14 protein-coding genes are annotated in these 20,707 nt (G+C 37.6%); 11 read left to right on the forward strand and 3 right to left on the reverse strand.

The window, feature by feature from the left end:
- Positions 1-123 precede the first annotated feature (123 nt).
- Complete coding sequence (locus AX762_RS07740; protein ID WP_071848576.1) at positions 124-609, reverse strand: Lrp/AsnC family transcriptional regulator; 486 nt, start codon at positions 607-609, stop codon at positions 124-126.
- 269 nt (positions 610-878) lie between these two features.
- On the opposite strand from AX762_RS07740, the gene AX762_RS07745 reads away from it, so the two are divergent.
- The 4 genes from AX762_RS07745 to AX762_RS07760 are packed head-to-tail and all read left to right on the forward strand — an operon-like array spanning position 879 to position 5,984.
- The gene (locus AX762_RS07745; protein ID WP_071848577.1) at positions 879-2,357 is read left to right on the forward strand and encodes a hypothetical protein; all 1,479 of its coding nucleotides are present in this window, start codon (positions 879-881) and stop codon (positions 2,355-2,357) included.
- Between the two features lie 24 nt (positions 2,358-2,381).
- On the forward strand, positions 2,382-3,428 hold the full coding sequence (gene argF / locus AX762_RS07750) for an ornithine carbamoyltransferase (protein ID WP_071848578.1): 1,047 nt from the start codon (positions 2,382-2,384) through the stop codon (positions 3,426-3,428).
- Between the two features lie 24 nt (positions 3,429-3,452).
- The gene (gene aguA, locus AX762_RS07755; protein ID WP_071848579.1) at positions 3,453-4,556 is read left to right on the forward strand and encodes an agmatine deiminase; all 1,104 of its coding nucleotides are present in this window, start codon (positions 3,453-3,455) and stop codon (positions 4,554-4,556) included.
- Between the two features lie 39 nt (positions 4,557-4,595).
- The gene (locus AX762_RS07760) at positions 4,596-5,984 is read left to right on the forward strand and encodes an APC family permease (RefSeq protein ID WP_071848580.1); all 1,389 of its coding nucleotides are present in this window, start codon (positions 4,596-4,598) and stop codon (positions 5,982-5,984) included.
- Between the two features lie 208 nt (positions 5,985-6,192).
- On the opposite strand, the gene AX762_RS07765 is transcribed toward AX762_RS07760, so the two are convergent.
- Positions 6,193-7,071, reverse strand: coding sequence for a glycoside hydrolase family 16 protein (locus tag AX762_RS07765; RefSeq protein WP_177244067.1), 879 nt, complete (start codon positions 7,069-7,071; stop codon positions 6,193-6,195).
- 453 nt (positions 7,072-7,524) lie between these two features.
- On the opposite strand from AX762_RS07765, the gene AX762_RS07770 reads away from it, so the two are divergent.
- The 6 genes from AX762_RS07770 (at position 7,525) to AX762_RS07795 (ending at position 18,674) form a co-directional block, all read left to right on the forward strand.
- Positions 7,525-10,749, forward strand: coding sequence for a hypothetical protein (locus AX762_RS07770; protein WP_071848582.1), 3,225 nt, complete (start codon positions 7,525-7,527; stop codon positions 10,747-10,749).
- Positions 10,750-10,764: 15 nt separating this feature from the next.
- Positions 10,765-11,127 (forward strand): response regulator transcription factor, encoded by a 363-nt coding sequence (locus tag AX762_RS07775; protein ID WP_071848583.1) that lies wholly within the window; start codon positions 10,765-10,767, stop codon positions 11,125-11,127.
- Positions 11,120-14,344 (forward strand): ATP-binding protein, encoded by a 3,225-nt coding sequence (locus AX762_RS07780; protein ID WP_071848584.1) that lies wholly within the window; start codon positions 11,120-11,122, stop codon positions 14,342-14,344. The genes AX762_RS07775 and AX762_RS07780 overlap by 8 nt, the downstream gene beginning before the upstream one ends.
- 88 nt (positions 14,345-14,432) lie before the next feature.
- Positions 14,433-16,091, forward strand: coding sequence for a response regulator (locus tag AX762_RS07785; RefSeq protein WP_071848585.1), 1,659 nt, complete (start codon positions 14,433-14,435; stop codon positions 16,089-16,091).
- 14 nt (positions 16,092-16,105) lie between these two features.
- The gene (locus AX762_RS07790) at positions 16,106-17,155 is read left to right on the forward strand and encodes a HEAT repeat domain-containing protein (RefSeq protein ID WP_071848586.1); all 1,050 of its coding nucleotides are present in this window, start codon (positions 16,106-16,108) and stop codon (positions 17,153-17,155) included.
- A gap of 73 nt (positions 17,156-17,228) precedes the next feature.
- Positions 17,229-18,674 carry a glycosyltransferase gene (locus tag AX762_RS07795; protein ID WP_083432877.1) on the forward strand — a complete coding sequence of 482 codons (1,446 nt, stop codon included), beginning with the start codon at positions 17,229-17,231 and terminating at the stop codon, positions 18,672-18,674.
- Positions 18,675-19,061: 387 nt separating this feature from the next.
- On the opposite strand, the gene AX762_RS07800 is transcribed toward AX762_RS07795, so the two are convergent.
- A complete protein-coding gene (locus AX762_RS07800) occupies positions 19,062-19,274 on the reverse strand; it encodes a hypothetical protein (protein WP_071848587.1) in 213 nt (70 codons plus the stop codon).
- Positions 19,275-19,539: 265 nt separating this feature from the next.
- Between AX762_RS07800 and AX762_RS07805 the strand changes: the two genes are divergently transcribed.
- Positions 19,540-20,523 (forward strand): ring-cleaving dioxygenase, encoded by a 984-nt coding sequence (locus AX762_RS07805; protein WP_071848588.1) that lies wholly within the window; start codon positions 19,540-19,542, stop codon positions 20,521-20,523.
- Positions 20,524-20,707 lie beyond the last annotated feature (184 nt).

The following is a 20,707-nucleotide window of genomic DNA, read 5'->3' on the forward strand; positions in this document are numbered from 1 at the left end:
CCCCAAAGTTAGGTTAATAACTTTGGGGAGTTTTTATGATAGGGGGAAAATTAAATATCTATTATATCAACTAAACCGAAATCTGATTTCTTCACTTAAGTATGCTTGCCTTTTTCACTAGCTTTACTCTTCTTTAAAGTCATCCTGGACAGGAAGCCATTCATCTATATTGTAGATGATTTTAGGGATGATGAAGTAATTGATTACTTCTGCACCGTTCGTTTCGGGTAAGGTCTTGTTGATGAAGTTATACATATCATCATTATCTAAAAAACGGGTTTCAATAGATAGATTTGCTTTGCCCCATCCGGTTGCGATATAGCAGACATTTGGATTGGCTTTACAGTCTTCTACAAATTCATCATATACTGCCTCGTCTACTTTCAAGTTGATATCCGCAATGGCATTGTATCCGAAACTACTGGGATCCACAATGGTTGTGATACGAAGGGTATTGTCATCAATCAGCTTTTCAATTCTTCTGCGTACTGTACGTTCGTTGATATCAATTTCGTTGGCTATTTTAGCTACAGATTTTCTGGCATCTTTAGAAAGTTCCTGGATAATTTTAAAGTCTATTTGATCATAGTTTTTCTCTTTTTTGGCCATAGTTTTGTTCTCAGATAAGTAAACTGAGAGATTTCCTCCTTTACATGAAGTAAGCTCAACCCAATAATAGCACGAATAGACTTTGGAAAACAAATAATTAAGCTGTAAAAAGATAAAAACATGTCCAAATCGGTCATGTTTGATATAAAAAAAGACAATTATAACGAATAAATTACATCGTATGTGTTGACAATTTGACTTGTGATGGATAAAATCAAGTTAATAAGTTGTGAAAAAGCGAACAAGAAATTAAAGGAGGGAGTTAAATTGTGTCTTTCAACAACGCTGTGCCACTAGCGATCATCATTTTCTTTGTAGCGAGCTTAATTGCAGTAGGCAAGATTGCCAGTAAACGAATCAAGAATACAGAAGATTACCTAGTTGCTAGCAGAGGTGCGCCGTTATTCCTGGTAGTAGGTACGGTGTTTGCCACCTTCTGGGGTGGAGGAACAATAGTAGGGGGAACTGGGGCTGCTTTTGAAGATGGCGTGTACGGTGTCATTGAAGATCCTTTTGCTGCCGGCTTATCTTTGATCATCATCGGCCTTCTTTTTGTCAAAACACTTAGGGGATTAAAAATAAATTCTATAGGTGAAATTTATACGCATAGATTTGGAAGCGCTACCGGTTACGTTGCTTCTGCTGTGATGATTCCTACTTTTATCATCTGGACGGCTGTTCAATTGTTAGCCGTTGGTAAAATTCTTTCGGTCTTATTTGATTTAAACTTTTATCTGAGTTACGTTATTGCACTTGTCGTGGTCGTGAGTTTTACGTATATGGGCGGTTTGTTAGCTGTCATATGGACGGATTTTATTCAGATGATCATCATTTTTGTTGGATTAATAATACTCCTAGTGGTCGGCTATAATGCAGCTGGAGGGATAGAAAATATCGCCGCCCATACGCCAGATGATTTCTGGCAATTCATTCCATCTGAAAAAGGGCTGATGCCCTGGGTGACATACGTTTCGATGTGGGCAGGGATGGCTTTAGGCAATATTCCGAGTCCTGATATAGCGCAGCGTGCATTGATGGCAAAAGATGCTGAAACTGCTCAGAAAGGAATGATTATTTCGGGCAGTTTGTATTGGACATTTGGTCTCATTCCGGTTTTTTTAGCTTTGATCGGTCATACACTGATCAGTAGCGGAATGATCGATGGTAGCTTGATTGCGCAGGACAGTGAATTGCTGATCCCATTTTTAGCTAAAGAATTATTGAATCCAGTTTTGCTCGGGATCTTTGTTGCCTCATTGATCGGGGCTGTATTATCAAGTGCCAGTACATCCTTGTTTGCGACCGCGGTTATCTTTTCAAATGATATCATCTATCCTATTTTCTTGAAAGACAAAAAAGAAGGTTTAGCAGATCAGAATGTTCTAATGAGGATCACCCGCTATTGTGTAGTTTTAACAGGAATTTTAGCCGCCTTAGTCGGGTTACTGAGTTCTAACATTTATGACATGACTATTTTCGCCTTCACCTTACAGTTCGGGGTATTATTTTTCCCATTCATTATTGCACTAAAATCAAAATGGGCTACTTCTTATGGAATCATGGCAGGTATGTTGGGAGGACTGTTGGTGAATGTATTGGGAGGGGTTATTCAAGGGACGATTATTCCAGAACCATGGGAATTTTTTACACTTGTTCCACCGCTGGTCAATATTCTTCTCATCGTGACCGTTTCTCTCTTTACCAAGAAGAGTGATCAGTCCAGACCATTAGACGATATATATATTTAAAAAAATGTAGAGGGAGAGATTCACATGAAAAAACCATCATCCAGTGCAACAGATTTAAATAAAAAAGAGTTGAAGCATATGCTGACAATGAACGATTTCACGAAAGCGGAAATCGATAACATGCTTGAATTGATGACGTTACTGAAAGATGCCAGGAGAGACAATGCCATACCGGAATTATTCAAAAATAAAACAGTTGGTATGATATTTGAAGCAGGTTCAACACGTACACGTGTTTCTTTTGAAACAGCAGCGACGTTACTGGGTGGTCACGCTATCTTCTTATCCAAAGGTGATATTCATTTAGGTTCCAAGGAAACTGTCGAAGATACGGCTAGAGTTTTGTCCCGAATGTGTGACGTTATTGTTGCCCGCACAAACACTGGTGAAACAACTCGGAAATTAACGGAATCTGCAACCGTTCCCGTGATCAATGGACTGGATACGGTGTATCATCCGACTCAAATGTTAGCAGATATCTTTACCATGCAGGAACATTTACCGGAAGGAAAAACACTTACGGATTTAACGGTCGCTTTTATGGGAGATGCCACGGATGTCTGTCGCTCTTTATTATTGACCTGCACAAAATATGGCATCGATTTTAAACAGATTGGGCCCAAAAAGTATCATATGGAAGAAAAATGGCTGAGAATAGCCGATAAAAATTGTCAAAAGTCAGGCGCACGTTATGAAATAACTGAAGACATTTCAAAAGTTTCTGAATGCGAAGTAGTCTATGGAGACAGTTTCTACTGGACCACCCAAGTGGATGAGAAAGAAGAACGGCTCGCAGCCTTTATGCCAGACTATGTGATCACAGAAGCGTTGATGAAGAGCGCAGCTCCTGGAGCAATGCTGCTCCACTGCTTGCCAGCGAACGACAAAGAAGAGGTCACAAGAGAAGCGCTGGAAGGGGATTATAGTGTAGCCTTTGATCAATCCGAAAATCGGTTGACCGCTCAAATGGCGATCATCGTTTACTTCACCCATCGTTTTTTAGCAGAACCGTCTAAAGAAGTTGCAGAAAATCATCAAAATAAAATTCAATCATTTGTAGAGAAACTGTAACAGTAAAAGAGAGGAGAATAGCAAATGGTAAAAAGGTTAACAGGGATCCCGAAAAACGATGGCTTTAGAATGCCGGGTGAATTTGAACCGCATGAAGGCTGCTGGATGATCTGGCCGGAACGGACAGACAATTGGCGATTAGGTGGGAAGCCAGCGCAGAAAGCTTTTTCTGAAGTAGCAAATACATTAGTAGAATATGAAAAAGTGACGATGTGTGTGTCACCGAATCAATTTAAAAATGCTCGTGAAATGTTGAAAGATCAAGTACGCGTTGTGGAAATGTCTGTGGATGATTCGTGGATACGCGATAGTGGTCCGACATTTGTGAAAAATAATGCTGGCGAAGTTAGAGGAGTCGACTGGCGATTTAATGCCTGGGGTGGATTGGCAGATGGCTTATATTTCCCATGGGACAAAGATGATCAAGTCGCAAGAAAAGTCTCCGAAATAGAAAACTTCGACTACTATTCATTGGAAGATTTCATTCTGGAAGGGGGCTCCATTCATACAGATGGTGAAGGAACCGTTATAGTAACAGAAGAGTGTTTACTTCATGAAAGTAGAAACCCGAAGTTAGATAAAGAAGAAATCGAGGCACAATTGAAAGCGTATCTGGGAGTTGAAAAAGTACTGTGGATTCCAGAAGGGATTTATCTGGATGAAACAAATGGGCATGTGGATAACATTATGCATTACTGTGCCCCTAGAGTAATCGTTTTGGCATGGACAGATGATGAAAATGATCCGCAGTATCCGCGTTCTAAAAAGGCATATGAATATTTGTTGAATGAGACAGATGCTAAGGGGAGAAAGCTTGTCATTCATAAATTACACATCCCAAACGAGGTGCTTATTACTAAAGAAGAAAGCGAAAGTGTCGATAAGATCGACGGGACATTGCCTAGACAGGAAGGGGACCGTCAGGCCGCTTCTTATGCTAATTTCTATATAGCTAACGGTGCTATAATCTTGCCATTGTTCAACGATGAAAAATATGATCAGAATGCTAAGGATGTTTTGAATGAAGTGTTTCCTGATAGAGAAATACGGGGAGTTTATGCTCGGGAAATACTGTTGGGCGGCGGAAATATTCATTGCATTACTCAGCAACAACCTTCAGAAAAATAAAAATAATGATATGAAAAAATTAATTGAGAGGTGAGAAAAATGGAAGGAAAAATAGGCAAAAATATTACCACTGAAAAAGATGTCGCAAAAGTCGGTCTCTTCAAGATGGTCTCCTTTACCGTTACAGGAATTGTTGTGTTGGATACGTTCGTTGCTCCGGCGGCTTTAGGAGCTTCCTCAATTACCATCTGGTTACTCACGGCTATTTTATTTTTTATCCCGTACGGACTCATTAATGCCGAACTGGGAGCTACTTATCCAGAAGATGGAGGTATTTATGCCTGGGTCAAACGTGCTTTCGGTCCGTTTCAGGCGAGTTTAGTTGCCTGGTATTATTGGGTAAATGTGGCTTTCTGGATGCCGGCAGTTTTTATTGCATTCAGTACCTGGTTTTCAATGGCTTTTTTCCCCGCCATGGGCAATTTAGCTGGGGCTTCTTTAGCGGTAGCAATGTGTTGGCTCATTGTATTCATCGGTATTCGAGGAGTTGATTTAAGTATTACGGTTACAAACATAGCTGCAATTCTAAAAGTCAGTGTTCTGATTGTTTTTGGGTTGATGGGTGCGATATATGCCATGAAAAACGGTGTAGCCAATGACTTTTCACTATCCAGCTTTGCTTTGAACTTGAATTTTGATACCATTTCTTACAGTTCAGCAATCGTCTATAATTTATTAGGGTTTGAATTAATCAGTGCAATTGCTTCGAAAATAGATGAACCAGAAAAAAACATCCCTAAAATGACTGTATTTGCAGGGATTTTAATTGCCGCAATGTATATTATAGGGACATTTGGTGTTTTAGCTGCGATTCCAGCAGCGTCAATAGATCCGCTCGACGGTTTCTTTTATGCTTTACAAGAATTATCCACTGTCTTTGGACCGGCTTCGGGAATCGTCTTTAATATCACGATGATCGTCGCGTTGTTTACCTTAGTTTCTAATATGATTTCGTGGACGTTAGGTGGAGTAGAAGTTTTAGATGAAGCTGAGTTCACTAAACATACAAAGATTTTGGGTCACAGGAATGAAAAATATGATACACCGGATTACTCGTATGTTTTGATGGGTATTATTGCAACGTTTCTGATTGTGTTGAATTTCGCATTAAGTGGGAATGCCAATGATGCATTCTGGACGATTCTTTCCTTCAGTTTCTTGATCTTCTTTTTACCTTATCTATGGCTATTTCCAGCTGTTGTAAAATTGAGAAAAGTGGATAAAGATATCAGTAGACCCTACGAAATTCCTTTTGGGAAATTTGGGTTGTACGCATCAAGTATTATTGGCTTCTTATTTATAACACTGGGAATCATTTTACTCTTCTTTAATGGCGATGGTTGGGATTCACTATACCATCTAACACTAATTGTCGGAACCATCCTCACAACACTCTATGGTATCTACTTGTATCGAATGAGTGTGTAAATTATGGTTTAATAAAGAACTATGATGAACAGGATAAAATGGGTAGAAGTCTCTTTTGAGATTCTACCCATTTTACTTGTTAGAGATAAAAGCACCTCTCTCATATTAAACGTGAAGCTGTTTTTCAAAGCGTTATAGCATCTAATACATAACTTTAATTAACGACGTCAGTATGACTTTGCCTTTCAGGCAATGAGGGTCGGTAGCACTAATACCTGATCCATTCGATTATCAGTTTCTGATCTTCTTCAGGCGCGGTGCCTTTCAGCCATGCGGGGAACCAGGTGTTGACCATCAGGTGCATCGGTTCATCTGAATAACCATCTTTCCATGTCTGTATCTGTTTGTCATCGATGTAAAAAGTGACCTGATCAGGGTAGTAATCAATTCGGTATCGATGAAAGGCCGCGGTAGGATCGAAACCCAAATCAGCTCTGTTCTCATGTTGGGTAGACCCTTTGGCGTAGGATGTGAATAACACTTTTGATTCAGGCTGGTTAAAGATTTCTATGTCTATTTCATGATGAAAGTCAGGTGCTTTGTAAAGGAAAAACCCAGTTATAGATGAAGGTGCGTCAGGAAGTTTCATGCTGATTTCATAGGAGCCATAATGTGTAAAATCGACCGTTTGAATTTCTCCGCCCTCTAAAGTTTCTGAAGGCATAGTGATTGTTAAATGATCATCTAAAACCGCAACGTGTTCGTTTTTTAGCTGTGTGCGTCCTAAAAGACCATTTCTACTGAACCATTTCGTATTATCTATCGTCTGGAAGTGTTCAACGGCGTTATAAAGTCGGAAGGCCTCTTCTATTTTCACCATAGCCAGTTGAGTGGAGGCATCGGTTATCGGATTACTGTTCCATAGAGCAAAAACAGCAGTGTAAGAGCCAGTTGTAATGCCCTTATTATCTAAATCAGCTAAAGAGGCTGAAAGGGATAATGACTGTGGTTGTGCAGCGTCAATCTTAACTTCAGTGAGTGGAAAATCAAGCACTTCACCCAAAGGATTTAAAACGCTAAAACCCAACCAGAGAGTCTTGTTAAGTGACGTATGAGTGGCTAAATCTAATGTCAGATCGAGAGGCATATCTTTAGTATAAACATCCGACTTAAATGTAATATTTGATATCGTGTATGGATCGGAATCGTAATTATCAGTTCTTTTTAACGAAATATTTTCAGGAAAAAATACTGGTTGGAGTATAACTATTATAACAATGAATAGACTGGTACTTGTGACTATAACAGCATTTTTTTTCGTTTTGTTACTGCTTTTAAATAGAGGGTTCATTTATCAACACGCCTTTGTATTAAGTTCACCATATTGTTGGTATTTAACTGACATCTTTATGATATAATATGCAATAACAATAGGGTTTATACAAGTTGTTAGCAACTGTACTTAAATTTATTACTACTGTTAAATTAGTTTAACATAATCAAGCAGTTTTGTATGAAAAGACTCGAATCACTTCGATCAAAACTTGAATAATAAAATTAATAATGAACTCAAAATACGAATGATAAAGGATGAACCGACTTGAAAAAGAAAATTATCTATATAGGCATACTAGCTGTGATTGGCTTGCTTTTTTTACCTTTTGTGCTATGGCAGGTCGATTCCGGTGAGGAACTTCAGGTTCTGATTATGGACAAAACAGTTCCAGACCAGACCTACCGTGAACATAAGGGCATCACTTGGGGGTTGAATCACTATAAATACTTGAAAGCAGATAACAGCGAATACGATTTGACCCAGGATTATGTCGGGTTTCATCCACAAGCTGAGAATAATTACGAGATAACTTCCATTACAAATGAGAATGAGAACTTGTATGATCTGATTTATATGGCCGATACATATGGCGTTTACGAAGATGAATTTTACGGTGAAAATCAAGAGGGAAATCGATCAGAGTTAATCTATGGCGGACTCACGATCGAAGATCTTACAGCAATCGAGAGCGAAATCTATATCAATCGAACTCCGCTTATTGCAGAATTCAACAGCTTTGCGAGTCCAACAGACCAAATAGTGAGAAATCGATTTACATCACTCCTGGGACTGAAATGGGAAGGCTGGATGGCCCGTTATTTCGATGAATTAGATCCCGCTCTGAACGATGAACTTCCGACTTGGATGATTGAAAACTATCAGCGGCAAACAGAAGAAGAGTGGAGCTTTACTGATGCGGGTCTCATCTTTGTAAGGGATGACGATTTCATTGTAGTCTTGGAAGAAGCCGAAGATTTTGGGGGTGAAGGTATCTTATTTGATTTTACCGAAACAGGTCAAGCTTTTTTTGATACAACCCTCTCATCTCGTTATGATTACTGGTTTGACATTGTCGAGCCTACTGAAGCAGAAGTGTTAGCTAACTATACACTGGGACTTACCCAAAAGGGGCAGGACCGTATGCGTGAATACGGTATCAGCGATACGATTCCTGCAGTCACACGAACGCTTCAATCCGGCACGCCACTTTATTATTTTACTGGTGATTATGCCGACTTAGAGACGACGCCATCCTTTTATCAGTATAAGGGTCTGGATTGGTTGTATCGAACGGTCAGTCAATTGCAGCGAAAAGGATCACAGTCATTTTATTATCGCGCCTATTTACCAATGATGAAAATGATCTTACAAGATACGTATACCAATAAGCAAACAGTGAACAGTGTTGAACGATCCAACATTGATATGTATAGGGATAAAGATGTCGCATACCATAGTCGCGTAAATGAAACGCATTTTGAAATTTATCGAGATGGATCATGGGAAGAGTTTGAGATACAAGGTGTGAATATGGGGATGGCCAAACCAGGGGCATGGCCTGGAGAGTCAGCGATAACGTTTGAGGAATATGCGCGGTGGATCGAACAAATAGACGAAATGGGTGCCAATGTGATTCGAGTCTACACTGTACACCCACCGGAATTTTATCAGGCACTGTGGCTCCATAATCAGCAGTCAAAATCGCCGATTTATGTCATGCACGGGGTCTGGATAGAGGAAGAGGCTCTGGAAGAAACGTTGAATGCGTATTTACCCGCCACTATCGATGCCTTTGAACGTGAAATTGAAGATGTTATCGATGTCGTGCATGGAAATGTGACGATAGAGCCGAAGATTGGTCATGCTTCAGGAAAATATGCATATGATATTTCTCAGTATGTACTAGGTTATATATTGGGCATCGAATGGTATCCACTTATGGTAGAAGAGACCAATAAGTTACACGAAAGTACCGATGAATTTGAAGGAGACCATTTTAGTACAAAAGGTGCAAATGCTTTTGAAAAATGGCTGGCAGCACGCATGGAGTTTATCACTGCTTATGAAGCGAACAACTATGAAACAATGCATCCGATCAGTTTTACTAACTGGCCAACCACAGATTTACTTGATCATCCGTCAGAACCATCCGCCGAAGAAGATATGGTCAGCGTTGATCCTAATAATATATACGAAAGTAATGAGTTAAAGACTGGTTATTTTGCCAGTTATCATGTGTATCCTTATTATCCGGACTTTTTTAACTATGAAGAAGATTACTTGAATTTCATTGATCATCGCGGTCAGAAGAACAGTTATGCCGGTTATTTAAAGGATTTAATTGATGCACATCGTATGCCGCTAATCGTAGCGGAATTTGGTGTCCCTTCATCCAGAGGTATGACTCATGTGAATCCTTTCGGTTGGAATCAAGGCTTTTTGTCAGAAGAAGAGCAGGGAGATATCGTTGTTCGTCTATTTGAAGACATTTATGAACAGGGTGCTGTTGGCGGAATTATGTTTACCTGGCAGGATGAGTGGTTCAAGAGAACGTGGAACACGATGGAACTTGATAATCCTGATCAGAGACCGTACTGGTCAAATATGCAGACCAATGAGCAGCGTTTTGGTTTGTTAAGCTTTGAAACCCACAAAAAACTACTGGATGGGGATAAAGAAAAGTGGCAGGAAGATGAGCTTCTTATGCAGAAAGAAGACGGCCTGCTGCGCGGTATTTCTGTTGACCATGATGAAGCCTACCTCTACTTGATGATCGATTATGATCCTAAAGAGTGGAACAGTGAAATGTCTTTAAATGTGTTGTTAAATACCATCGATGGCCAGGGTAACAAATCTGTTCCGTTTGTTGAAAATCAGACATTTGAGCAGGGGATCGATTTTGTTATTGAAATATCAGATGAAGAGCAAAGTAGAGTATGGGTCGATAGCTATTATGATCCTTTCTACTATCAGTATGGTTATGAACTTGAGTTTTTAGAGGATAATCAAATCATTGAAAATAACGACGGACAATTCAATCAAATTAATCTGGCGTTGTCCAAACCGATGGTCATTCCCTCAACAGGTTTAAAGGTACCATTTGATTATTACGAAACAGGATTATTAAAAGAAGGAATCGGAAGTCCGGAAAGTGACTCATATGATTCATTGGCGGATTACACAAACAATAAAGACTCAGGTATGGTAGAAATGCGAATCCCCTGGCTGCTATTGAATGTTAAAGATCCGAGTCACAAAGAAATACTTGGTGATTTGTGGTCAGAGGGATTAGCCGCTTCAACCAATTTTGAAACGATTGACATCAGCATCAGCGCAACTGAAAATAAACGTTTAATCGACCAGTTACCAAACGATAAGCTTGCCGATAAACAGATGCTGCCTTATAGCTTCGAAAAGTCGGAACAACCTGAATATAAAGAAAGACTGAAAGAATCATACACTATTATAAAAGACTATTTAAATAATTAAGCAGGAGTTGAGTCAATGAAGAATATTTTAGTAGTGGACGATGAGATGGTTTTAAGAATGCTTATCGGTTATAGTTTAGAAGATTTGAATTATACGATCGATGAAGCCGAAAGTGGTTTAGAGGCATTAGAAAAAATCAATGAGAAAAAGTATGATGTGATTATTCTGGATTATATGATGCCAGAATTGACTGGGATAGAACTCTTAGAAATAATTGATAAAGAAAAAATAAAGGAGGCGGTCATTATAATGTTGACCGCTAAGACACAGGAAAAAGATCAGCAGCAGGCAAAAGCTGTGGGGGTGGATATTTTTATGAAAAAACCTTTTAGCCCAATGGAACTTTATCACTTAGTGGAGGAACTGATGAATGATTGATAATAAGAATCGACCGGTCAAAATTAAACAAAAATTTTATAAAGTGGCTGCTTTATTATTATCTGTAATCGTCTTGATTACATCTGTGGGTATTTATACACTGATACGTGCACAGTCGTCTATAACTGAAGATTACGAAGAAAGCACGTTGAAATATAATGCAATCAATGACTTAGAGAAAAATCTGACGGGGGTATTATTTAGAGCCAGAGGGTATTATGCTTTTCAAGATCAACAGGAATTGGATCTACTCTACGTGAATTTGGATAAGTTTAAAGACAGTCTTGATTATTTTCAATCTCTAACTCTCTCTGATCAGGAAGAAGAATTGAATCAGATACTTTCGAATCTTTATGTCAACTATAGCGAAAATCTGCTTCCTTCGGCTATCAGCTTTGTAGAGGCGGATGATTACGCATCGCTAAGAACGTTATCAAGTGGAGGCGCAAATGATGACATCAACCGTTTTCTTGAATATACGCAAACCTTCAACGAAGAAACTCAAATTGAGAGAGAGAGCATATACAATGAAATATTATCACTCATTAATCAATTTACAGTTGGATTTATCGTATTAGGATTAGCCAGTTTCAGCTTGTTTGTTCTCGTGATCAGCGGATTGCTACGAGAAATCATACTTCCTTTAGAAATGTTGATATCAGCCACACAAAACATGAAAAAAGGTAAGAAGATAAAATTAAATTCAGATTATCAGTTGGAAGAGCTCCGTATTTTAGCTCAGTCATTTAGAGACATGTCAATTGAGGTTCAAGATAAAGAAGATGAACTGATGGCCCAAAATGAAGAATTAGTGTCTCAGCAGGATGAACTGGAGTTCAATCAAAATCAGTTGCAGGACTATATTACAGAAATTGAACACATTAATAAAGCGCTCAATGAGTCCGCCTTATTGTGCATTACAAATGACGAAGGAATCATTATAAACGTCAATCAGATGTTCTGTAAAATATCAAAATACAAAGAGAATGAGCTGATCGGCAATACAACACGTATTTTGAAAAGTGGTAATCAAAAAGGTGTTTTTTATGAAAAAATGTGGACTACGATCACTAAAGGAAAGATTTGGACAGGTAAAATGAAGAACGAAGCTAAAGATGGATCATATTATTGGGTCAACGCAACAATCGTTCCATTTCTGAATGACAACGGCAAAGCTTATCGCTATATCCTGATCGGGATCGATATTACTGAGAATAAACGAAACGAAGACGTCCTAAAAGAACTCTTAAGTGAAACGCAAAAAGCAAAGGAAAAAACTGAAAGGTATAGTAATTTAAATAAAGAATTGACAGCGACGGTAAACAGAGATGAATTTTTAAATCGGGTATTCAATTACTTTGTAACTGCTTTTAACTTTGACAAAGGGATATTGGCTAGTCCGAATCAAAAGCAATTTGCAATTAAAGGGCTGACTGAAAACCATGCAGAGCTGTTTTTATCAGATGTTTACTTGAAAGAGATAGTGGCACGTTTAAAAACGGAGAGCTATTACGTTGTAAAAAGAGAGGCGACTGAGACAGAAATAGGTGTTGCCGAAGACAGTGTAAATTGTTACGACTTATATGCATCCGTTAACGATGATTTGGGCGAAGTTTCGCTAGTTTTTGCAATAACTCGAATTGGAAACGCATTTACTGAAGAAGAAATTTCTGAAATCAATGTACTTATGGGACAATTAAGTATTGCCTTAAGTAGAATAGATATTTACGAAGATGTTCAAAGAGAACGAAGTTTAAATGAAAGTATTGTTCAAAACGTCACCGAGGGATTACAACTTGTATCCCTAAAAGGAGATTTGTTACAAGCGAATGATAAATTACTGAAATTAGTAAATATGGAGAGCTACAAAAAAAATAAAATTGTACCTAAAGATATTTGGATAAATGATTTTTCAGATAATTGCCAGGAAAAAAACGAAATCAGAGAATTCTATGAAAAAGCAATTGATCCAGAGTTTATAGATTTGAGTTCGATTCGATGCCAGTTAGCTGAGGATGATCCAAGATACATTCAAATATACACATCACCAGTATTTATTAGCGAAGTGAAAACGGGAACGATTTTTATGTATCGGGATATTACGAAAGAATATGAAGTCGATGAAATGAAATCTGAGCTTGTAAGTACGGTTAGTCATGAATTAAGAACGCCTCTCTCGAGTGTGCTCGGTTTTACTGAAATGTTATTGATGAGAGACTTAAAACCAGAAAAACAAAAGAAATACCTTGAAACGATTTTCAAAGAGGCGAAACGCTTAACTAACCTGATAAACAATTTTCTCGACGTGCAGCGAATTGAATCGGGAAAACAAGAGTATGAAATGAAAGAAGTCAATTTGAATGAAATAATCATGGAAGTTATAGATACATTTAAGCATGAGAAAAAGCATCCGATTTACTTGGAAGACTCTGCCTCAATCACCAGTACAATGGCCGATAAGGACCGTCTGATTCAACTGCTTACCAATTTAATTAGTAACGCGATGAAATTTTCACCAGCAGGCGGAAAAATAGCAATTAAAATTTGTAATGAGAACGAGAAAATTGTGGTAAATATCCTAGATATTGGTATAGGTATACCGGAAACGGAATTATCAGATATATTTACCAAGTTTAAACGTGTCGATAATAGTGCAAGCAAAAAAATTGGCGGCACAGGTTTGGGACTAGCGATAAGTAAAGGGATTGTTGAAGCGCATCAAGGAGAGATTTGGATCGATTCCAAAGAAAATATAGGAACAACAGTAAGCTTCTCTCTACCTGTTTTTAATATCAATGTTGATGGCGAACTGTTCGAAAAAGATGAGGAATTCAAATGTAAATCAAGGGGGGATGTCTTGCTGGTGGAAGATGACATTAGTTTGGCATTGATGTTGTCCGAGACATTAAAGTTAAATAATTTCAATGTTATTCACTATTTAAGTAGCCAGAATGTATTAGAAATAGCTAATGAAAGGGACCTGGTAGCAATTGTTGTGGATCTTGTATTAGAAGATGGCATGACAGGGTATGACTTGATTGAAGAATTACAAAGTGACGAAAAGACTAATCATTTACCAATTATCGTTTCTTCGGCAATCAATAAGACCACGATAGATTTTAAAGACTATAAAATCTATGAGTATTTAGTCAAGCCTTACTCTCCTAACGTACTTTCTGAAATCATGTTACAACTAGTTGCAGAACAAGCAGAGTGAAAGAAAAATAGAATTATTTTTCTATGGCCAAAGGAATAGTCGTTTACAGCAGCCAAGACAGTCTATAAAATAAATCTGGAGGAATAATTTGAATAAAGAGAAGCTTCAAAACATAATAAGAAGAAGTCAACGGCAATTTTTAGTTGAAAAAAATGAACAGATTACACATATTGCTCGAAATTTAATTGCTTTTTTGAACAAAGAAAACGAAGAAGATTACGATGCCCTTTATCAATTCTATCATCGCGTGAAAGGCACGTCAGGAACATTGGAGCTTCACGATATTTCGTTGGTAGCCGCAGATATTGAAGAACTTATGTTAAGTAAAAAAGGTTACTTGACGAGTGATCCTAAGTGTCATTCTGCATTAATCAAAGGAACAGGTAAATTACTAGAATTAATTGAGCAGCGTTTAAGTGATATTTTAATAGAAAACGAGTCCCCAGCTACCATAGATACAGATATAGATACAGGGGGGGACATTCTAATATCTGGTAAAATACTCATTATAGATGATGATGTTTCTATGCTCAGTTTTTTAGCAGCGTTACTTAAAAATCAGGGATTTGAAGTTTATGTAACGGATAATGGAAATGATGCCATAGAATATCTGAAAAATGAAAAGATCGATCTTGCAATTATAGATATCGTTATGCCGAAAAAATCAGGATTTGATCTTTATGAAGAGATTATGGAGTTGAAAAGTGATACACCTATAATATTTTTAACAGGGTTGAATAAAAAGGAAATAAGATACGAGGCACTCAGAAAGGGTGCAGAAATAATATACCAAAAACCTGTTAACCCGGACGAGCTTATAGCTCGAATAAATGGAATGATTAAAAAAAGAAAAATAAATGAAGATCAGAATCAAAGAGATGAATTAACTAAAGCGTTCACTAGAAAACACTTTTTGAAGAGATTCGAGAAAGAAAAAGAAAACTTCATCGAGAAAGATGAAGTTTTCTCCGTAGCCTTTCTTGATGTGGATTATTTTAAAAATATCAATGATTCACATGGACATCTTTTTGGAGATCATGTATTGATTAGTTTGGTAGAAGTAATAACTAGTAAGCTGGAAAAAGATAATGAAGTTTTCCGCTTTGGCGGGGATGAGTTCCTGATTTTATTTCCACAAACGACTGGCGAAGAAGCTAGATTAGTTATGGAGAATATCAGTTTGGATATCCTTTCAAAAGTATTCCATGCACCAGATGATAAAGGGGATATAGCGATTACGTTTAGTTCAGGGATAGCTGAATTCAATAATAGAGAACAAAGTAAGACATCCTTACTGGAAAAAGCGGACAAGGCACTATATATCGCAAAAGAAAAAGGGAAAAATCAAATTATCCTACAAGATGAAAGATTATCTGTCTCTAAAAATAAAATACTAGTTGTAGATGATGAGTTATTATTGACAAATATTATAAAAACCAGACTTGGTTACCTTGGCTATGATGTCGATTATGCAAAGGATGGACAAGAGGCGTTAGTTAAACTGGGTCAACATGCTTATGATCTTGTTTTATTAGACATTATGCTCCCAAAGGTAACTGGAATAGAAGTACTTAAAAGGATTAATGCGGTTAGTTTGAATGTGAACCCAAAAATCATCATGATTTCAGGTAAGCATAGTGAATCAGCAGTAATGGAGAGCTTAAGGTTAGGTGCGGATGATTATTTTGAAAAACCTTTCTCATTGGATGTTCTGGAACATAAAATTAAAAAAATACTAACGACTTAGAGGTAGGATATAAAATGTTGAGACAGTATATATGGGCATTATTAATTATTATGCTTGCCGTTAATGTAATGATGTTTATTTTTTTGTTGATCAAAAAGATAGCGATGAAGGTTGTAAGTAATAAAAAAGCAGGAATAAGAAAAACGTTTGAAGAGAATTTCCTGCGCTTTATAACAAAACAGGACAGTGAGTTATCGATTGAACCTAAATCTTACTTGGAAAAAAAAGTTTTACAGTCGCTTATTCTAGATTACAACTCTTTCATTTCAGGAACAAATCAGACCGTATTGTTGAAAAATATCGGGAAGAATTCGGTAATTGATAAAGTGGAACGGTATCTTAGCAGCAGTAATATTTGGAAAAAGAAGACTGGAACATTTTTAGCGGGTGAGTATGAATTAAGTGAACTGATGCCACTTTTACTAAAACAGCTGCAGACATCAGATAATGAGTTGTTTTTTGTTACGGCTAGAAGCCTGATTCAGATAAGTGATGCATTATATTTAAGAGAAATATTAGAACAAGCAGTTGAACAGACACGGATGAGCAAAAACAATGTTTTATCACTTATCGAACTTGTAGAAGGTGACATCAAAGAAATCCTTGAGGATGTTATGGAATCGGATGATACCTTTTTGCAGGTGGTTGCTTTAGAAGGAATTGGCAAAAGACGGTATCAGGAAAGCATTAAATGGATCGAGAGGATGATTTATCATCCTCAGAAAGAGCTGAGGATTGCTGCTTTAAAAGCGAGTTATATGCTTGGTAATATAGGCGATGACAACTATTTATCACACATTATGTCCTTAGAAAACGATATGGAATGGGAAGTAAGGTCTTTTTTGGCTAGATATCTCAGAAAAGTAAACCGCGATGATTCGATTAAGATCTTAACAAATTATATGAGTGATGAGAATTGGTATGTTCGCCACAACGCTGCCGAGTCACTGCTTGTTCACAAAAATGGAGGACATTTGGCTTTACTGACTTTGCTGGATTCTGATGATCCTTTTGCAAGAGATACAGCTAATGCCGTTTTACAGAGAGAAGCATTATACGAATGAAAGCCGGTTAAATTAATGACCGGTATACATAAATAATGTATAAGAGTAAAATACCGCTGTTTAGGAGGCCATAATGGATTTATTTGCAGATTTTTTAGTAGAGATTATTAAACATTTCAATAATTTTGTGTTGTACTATGTGATTTTTATAAATACTGTATATACGCTTCTATTTTTCGTATCGATCCGAGCCTTATATATCGATCGGCAAAAAAAGAAGTACTGGTCCTATGAAGACATGGTAGCATCCAGTTACACGCCGCCATTATCTATTGTTGTTCCCTGCTTTAATGAAGCAAAAACAATTGTCGATAACGTTAAAGCACTATTAAGTCTGGAATATAACGAATTTCAATTGGTCATAGTTAATGATGGATCCAAAGATACGACCTTGGAAAAGTTGATTCAGGAATTCAAACTGACAAAAATAGATATGCCATACAGAAAAAAAATTAACACCAAAGAAATTAAAGGTATTTACCTGTCTGCTATATTTGAAAATATTGTACTAGTGGATAAAGAGAATGGTGGAAAGGCGGATGCTCTGAACGCAGGGATAAATATTTCGGAATATCCAATCATCACAGCCATTGATGCAGATTCAATTATTGAAAGAGATTCATTAGCGAAGGTTATCAGACCGTTCGTCGAGGACCCTACGGTCGTTATATCTGGTGGGGTAGTAAGACCGGTAAATGATTGTGTTGTCGACAAAGGTTTTATCGAATCAGTAAATTTAAGTAAAAATAATTTGGTTCGTTTTCAAACAGTTGAATACCTGAGAGCCTTCTTGTTCGGTAGGTTAGGTTGGGGGAGTTTGAACGCATTATTAATCGTTTCAGGCGCATTTGGTGTCTTCCGGAAAAGTGTTGTTATTGAAGCTGGTGGGTATACAGAGGATACTATCGGAGAAGACATGGAATTGGTCGTCAAAATACACCGGAAAATGATTGAAAGTAAGACTCCTTATAAAATTGTATTTGTTCCGGATCCTGTTTGTTGGACACAAGTACCTGAAGAAAAGAAAATATTGAAAAGTCAGCGTAAACGCTGGCAAAAAGGATTAATGGACAGCCTGTTCAATCATAAGAAAATGTTGTTTAATCCAAAGTATGGCACTGTTGGGTTGCTGGCAATGCCGTATTATTTCTTTGTGGAAATGTTAGGCGCTGTGGTTGAGGTATTAGGCTATGTTTCGTTTATCGTCTCATTCTGGTTAGGTATAATCAGTCTGGAGTTCTTTCTGCTATTCCTTGCCGTGTCTGTTTTATATGGTATCTTTTTATCCAGCAGTGCCATTTTATTAGATGAATATAACTTTTCAAAATATGAAAGAATTCCCGAATACTTATTATTGATGATTTTCAGTGTGTTGGAGAATTTCGGATATCGCCAATTAAATGCATGGTGGAGATTTACCGCATTCTTTGAATATAAACGGCACAATAAAAGCTGGGGTGAAATGTCCCGGACAGAGTTCAGTCCTGATAAGAGCAAGTCGAATGAATTTAATAATTAAAAATAGTCAATGAAACCATTTCATTATTACATCAAACCTATTATTTTATGGATGTAATAAGAGATGATAGATATAACTCACATATAATAGGCATAGCAGGTAGGATCTCGACAGAGGCTTCTGCCTGCTATTTGCTTTTCAACTCGGGAAAGAGTACTTGAAACGTGGCCCCCTGTAAGAGGGAATCAGTATATCAAGAAATAAAAATAACCGGAAAGAGTAATGACCACTCTTTCCGGCTTTATGAATTTTTGAGCTGATAAATAATTATAAGTAGGTTATTTATTCTCCATCTTCTGTATCGGTGTCAGTATCAGCATCGTCGCTTTCACCGTCAGAATCTTCGCCACCATCTATATTAACGTCAATATCGACATCAGCATCATCCTATGTGTCTTGTGAATCGGCAGGTTCTTCAGTTTGATCTTCGTTATTCGTGTCTAATGATGTTCCTCCGTCACCAGAAAAGTAGAATACGGCAATCACACCGACAATAATGACAAGTGCAATTAAAAATAATGCAAATAGGCCCGTACGTCGTCTTTGTTCAGTTCCTCTTGGATTTTCATCTCTTCTAGGTTCTTCGTTCCGTTCTCCCAAATATAACACTCCTTTTTTGTTATACTAAAAAATAGCATGATGAGACATGAAAGTAAATTAATTTGTCTGTGGAGAAAAAGTGATGTAAATATTACTATAATAAAGTTTAACTCTTGTTCAGTTGTTTTTTAGTAACGTCACTTGGTTTTTTAAATGAGTTAGGCTGAAGATTTGACAACGAAGAGGAGTCTACGCTATAATTATCTCGAATTCGGAATAAAATTGCGCGTTAATTATTTTTCACAATACAGGAGGATTTGAACTTATGAAACAATTAAAAGGTATTCATCACGTCACAGCAATCACCAGCAGTGCAGAAAAGATTTATGACTTTTTCACGCACGTCTTAGGATTGCGTCTAGTCAAAAAGACGGTCAATCAGGATGACATTCAGACTTATCACTTGTTCTTTGCGGATGATAAAGGCAGTGCCGGAACAGATATGACATTCTTTGATTTTCCAGGGATTTCAAAAGGAGTCCACGGGAATGATGAAATCGCTCGGACAAGTTTCAGAGTACCCACAAATAATGCACTCGAATACTGGCTCAAACGTTTTGACCGTCTAAAAGTGAAACACGAAGGCATTCAGGAACAGTTCGGCAAGAAGGTCATACCGTTCGTGGATTTTGATGAGCAAGCCTATCAGCTGATCTCAGACGAAAACAATAGTGGTGTTGCATCAGGTACCCCTTGGCAGAACGGTCCTATTCCGCTTGGATTTGCCATCACTGGACTAGGACGTGTATTTTTACGTTATCAGGATTTGAATTACATCAAAGAAGTCCTTGAACAAGTCTATGAAATGAAACATATCGATACGGAAGATAATCTGTATCTCTTTGAAATGGGTGAGGGTGGTAACGGTGCAGAAGTTGTGGTCGAACACAATACAGAACTCCAAAGCCACCAACAGGGTTATGGAACAGTGCATCACGTGGCTTTTCGGGTGGATGATAAAGAAGACCTCGATAACTGGAAAAAAATATATCAGTCCGTTCAACTACCAAATTCAGGCTATGTGAACCGCTTCTACTTTGGCTCTTTATACGCACGCGTGACGGCCGGTATCCTTGTGGAATTAGCGACAGAAGGACCCGGATTTATGGAAGACGAACCTTACGAAACGTTAGGTGAAAAACTGTCTCTTCCGCCATTTTTGGAAAACCAGCGCGCTATCATCGAAAACGAAGTGCGTTACATCGACACGGTCAGAAGCACCAAAACATTTGAAAAAGAATATGAGTGAAATTAAAGATATTAACAGATTTAAGTAAAAAAAAAAACCCCCATTGTCCTCACACAGTAAACTGGATCCTATAAAGTAGACGCTTAATAAAGCACCCTACTTTTAGGACCCAGTTTTTTGTTGTTTAAAAATTGAAATACTCCCTCTGATATTGGTAAACTACAGATAACTATTGGGTTTGAAT

Origin of the sequence: Alkalibacterium sp. 20 (genome assembly GCF_001885615.1) — a bacterium.
Lineage (GTDB): Bacteria > Bacillota > Bacilli > Lactobacillales > Carnobacteriaceae_A > Alkalibacterium.